The sequence below is a fragment of the Apibacter mensalis genome (genome assembly GCF_001418685.1).
Classification (GTDB): Bacteria; Bacteroidota; Bacteroidia; order Flavobacteriales; family Weeksellaceae; genus Apibacter; species Apibacter mensalis.
The window spans coordinates 1-3,342 of record NZ_LIVM01000027.1 but is presented as its reverse complement, the minus strand read 5'-3'; the positions used below and the strand labels follow the sequence as shown (position 1 = coordinate 3,342).

At 35.3% G+C, this 3,342-nt stretch carries 4 protein-coding genes; all 4 read left to right on the top strand.

What is annotated here, in order from left to right:
• Positions 1-772, top strand: a 772-nt coding sequence (locus ASC36_RS10870) for a hypothetical protein (RefSeq protein WP_167336886.1), incomplete at its 5' end; no start/stop codon positions are given.
• A 13-nt stretch (positions 773-785) separates the two neighbouring features.
• Positions 786-1,196, top strand: a complete 411-nt coding sequence (locus ASC36_RS10185) for a hypothetical protein (RefSeq protein WP_055426385.1) — start codon at positions 786-788, stop codon at positions 1,194-1,196.
• Between the two features lie 214 nt (positions 1,197-1,410).
• Complete coding sequence (locus tag ASC36_RS10985) at positions 1,411-2,418, top strand: RHS repeat-associated core domain-containing protein (protein ID WP_055426384.1); 1,008 nt, start codon at positions 1,411-1,413, stop codon at positions 2,416-2,418.
• A 9-nt stretch (positions 2,419-2,427) separates the two neighbouring features.
• Complete coding sequence (locus tag ASC36_RS10175) at positions 2,428-2,973, top strand: STM3941 family protein (RefSeq protein WP_055426383.1); 546 nt, start codon at positions 2,428-2,430, stop codon at positions 2,971-2,973.
• The last annotated feature ends 369 nt before the right edge of the window (positions 2,974-3,342 follow it).

Below are 3,342 nucleotides of genomic sequence, written 5' to 3'. Positions count from 1 at the left end.
GTATCAGTACACCTACCAAAATCCACTTAAGTATACCGACCCAACGGGAATGAAAGGGGAGGGAGTAGATCCGAATAATCCGACCGAAATACCGGAGATAGTAGTAACAGGCCAACGAATCCCAAGACAAGATGTAGCTACGTTACAACAAATAGAAAAAGAAAGAAGATCAAGAGCAGCCTATAAACATTATACAGATGCCTTTGGAGGAAAACCGTTAATGCATACTCAAGATGTAAAGAACTGGACGTTAGGAGCAATGGGGGTTATTTTCGGACCCTTTGCAGTTTTTGAAGGCATAGCAGCAGGCTTCTTTAGTTTATCCGGAGTAGGTTCAACTACAGCCGTTTTGGGTAGAGCGGGAACAGATGCAGCCGTACAAACAGCGGCAAACTTAACTACCAATGGAGGAGATATAGCCAAAGCTATAGGAGACGTCAACTTAACCCAAAGTGGATTAGCCGGCTTTGGAATGAATTATGTAGGCAATGCACTGCTATCTGCAACCACAGTAATAACAATGGATAGACAAGTATCTATATTTAATGGAACACTTAATGGAGATAAGTTTTTAAGCCAGGCAGCCTTAGGCGTAATAGGGGGAGCGGCAGCTACAGGAATCAGTGGTTCACGATTTTTTAAAGGAACCGTAATCGGCACTTATATGCAAACCAGCGTCCGCTTTGGCCAAACAACAGGAAGCAAAGCCGCAACAGTACTTATGAATGCCCCGGATTATGGAGTAAATGTAATACAAAATAAATTGGATTAAGAAAGATACCCTAATGAATAAGTTTTTAAAAACTTTACGTTATTATTTAGTTGAAAAGGAATCAAAATGGAATTATTTATTTGTTATAATACCTTTTATCGTGTTAACCATATACTTATATCATAAGCATTATCCGGTAAGATATGGCAATTACACGATCGGATATATAGATCGGATCTATTGGCCTATAATATCTTATAAACGAGTAAGTTATGAATATACCGTAAACGGTAAAAAATATTCAGGAGGTGATATACATGACGAAGATGCAAATCCTAAAAAAGGGAGGTATTATTTGATCCAATTTTCATTAGAAGATCCTAAAGAGTCAGATATATTTCAGGATATCCCTGTACCGGATAGCATAAAGCAAGCCCCCCCGGGCGGTTGGAAAGAACGCCCCGAATGGGCAAAACCTAAATAAAAGCCAAAACCCCGCAAGTTGCGGGGTTTTATATTGAAGTATACATATTACTCAGATCCCACAATTCCGGTTCATCGTAGAGAATAAGAACTTGAATAAAAGAAGATTTATCGAGGTAACAGAAGGAATAAAGAGTAAAACTATTTTTTTATCATTAAACTAATTAGTATTTTTACCATTCCTACCATTAGGAGGGCGTTGCGTTAAAAAATGCATGAGAAGCATTTTAGCGACGAGCCAGCCTGTCGCGAGGGAAAGTTATATAACTAACTTAGACGGCGAAATCGTACAACATGTAGAATATTTACCGTTTGGAGAAGTGTTTATAGAAGAAAGAAATAACAGTTGGAATACCCCTTATTTGTTTAATGGTAAAGAGTTGGATGAAGAGACGGGGTTATACTATTACGGCGCAAGATACTACAATCCGAGGGAGAGTGTATGGTTGAGCGTGGATCCTTTGGCAGAATTAGCACCAAATATGAGTCCGTATCGTTACGCTTTTAACAATCCAACTAACTTTGTAGATCCGTACGGATTGTTTGAAACAAGGAAAGAAGCTCGTCAGTACAGGAGAGAACATGGAATTGATGGAAAAATACATAAAGCAAAGGATGGAACATTCAGTATTGATGATTACCGAAACAGTGTGAGTTATTCGCGTTCTTTAGATACTAACGAAGTGGAGCAAGCAATTTTAGTGGTAGGGAATAAAAAAACAAATGGAAATAGTACCTTAAGTGTAATAGGGCAAGTGAATGACATATTTGACAATATAGGAGGATCTTTAGTTAATAATTCAGGAAAGACAAGATTGGGAACGAATGGAAAGTTATATTTAGAGACCTTTAAAGGAAGGGTATTTTATGGAAATCAATATGTGAAGACAGTCCCATTACTTAAATATGGAAAAGGAATCACCAAAGTAACAGGCCCTATTGGGCATATGATAAATGCTGGGCAGATAGCCTATGGAATGTCTCAAGATAATTGGGCATACGGACGTAATGCACAAATTGCAACAGCAGGAGTAGCAGGAGGAATAGTTGGATCTTGGGCAGGAGCAACTGTAGGTGCTGAAGTAGGAGCATCTGTAGGTGTATGGTTTGGAGGTATTGGAGCTGTACCGGGAGCTATTGTAGGGGGATTTGTTGGAGGTGTAGCAGGAGGGTTTATTGGCTCAGAATTAACCGAAGTAGTAGTAGAGGAAAGTTTAAAGTAAAAATTTTATATGAGTAAAATTGAAATTTTCATAAGTAAGAAAAAAGTAATAATTCAATTTTTTATAGCATTATTATTTATTTTTCTAGGTATTTTGTTTATTTTTTATCCTAAAGAATTTGTATCACCAGTGTTTAAAAGTGTATTTTTAATACGGTTATCAGGAATATTATCTATATTATTTTTTGGAGCAGTAATATTGATTATATCAAAGGAGCTTTTCCTAAGAAAAAAAAAAGGATTAGTTATAGATAAATATGGTATAATAGATCATTCAAGTTATTCTTCAGTAGGTGAAATAAAATGGGATGATGTTATATCTATTAAAAAAAATCAAGTTATGTCTACAAAATTTTTATTGGTATATGTTAAAAAACCTAATGTTTATTTGTATCTTTCTGATGGGATAATTAAAAACAAGTTGAGAAAACTTAACATGAGATATTATGGAACACCCATAACTATTTCATCAAGTTCATTAAAATGTGATTTTAATCAATTAGAAAACAATTTGAAAAAATCGTTTGAAGATTACAAAATGAGAAATTATATTTAAGGATTAATAAATAATTAAAAAAACTAAGAAAAGAGGAGCATTTAATGCTCCTCTTTTTTATTATAATTTACATATTACTCAGACCCCACAATTCCGGTTCATCGTAGAGAATAAGAGCTTGAATAAAAGAAGATTTATCGAGGTTACAGAAGGAATAAAGAGTAAAACTATTTTTTTATCATTAAACTAATTAGTATTTTTACCACTCCGACCATTAGGAGGGCGTTGCGTTGAAAAATGCATGAGAAGCATTTTAGCGACGAGCCAGCCTGTGGCGAGGGAAAGTTATATAACTAACTTAGACGGCGAAATCGTACAACATGTAGAATATTTACCGTTTGGAGAAGTGTTTATAGAAGAAAGAAATAA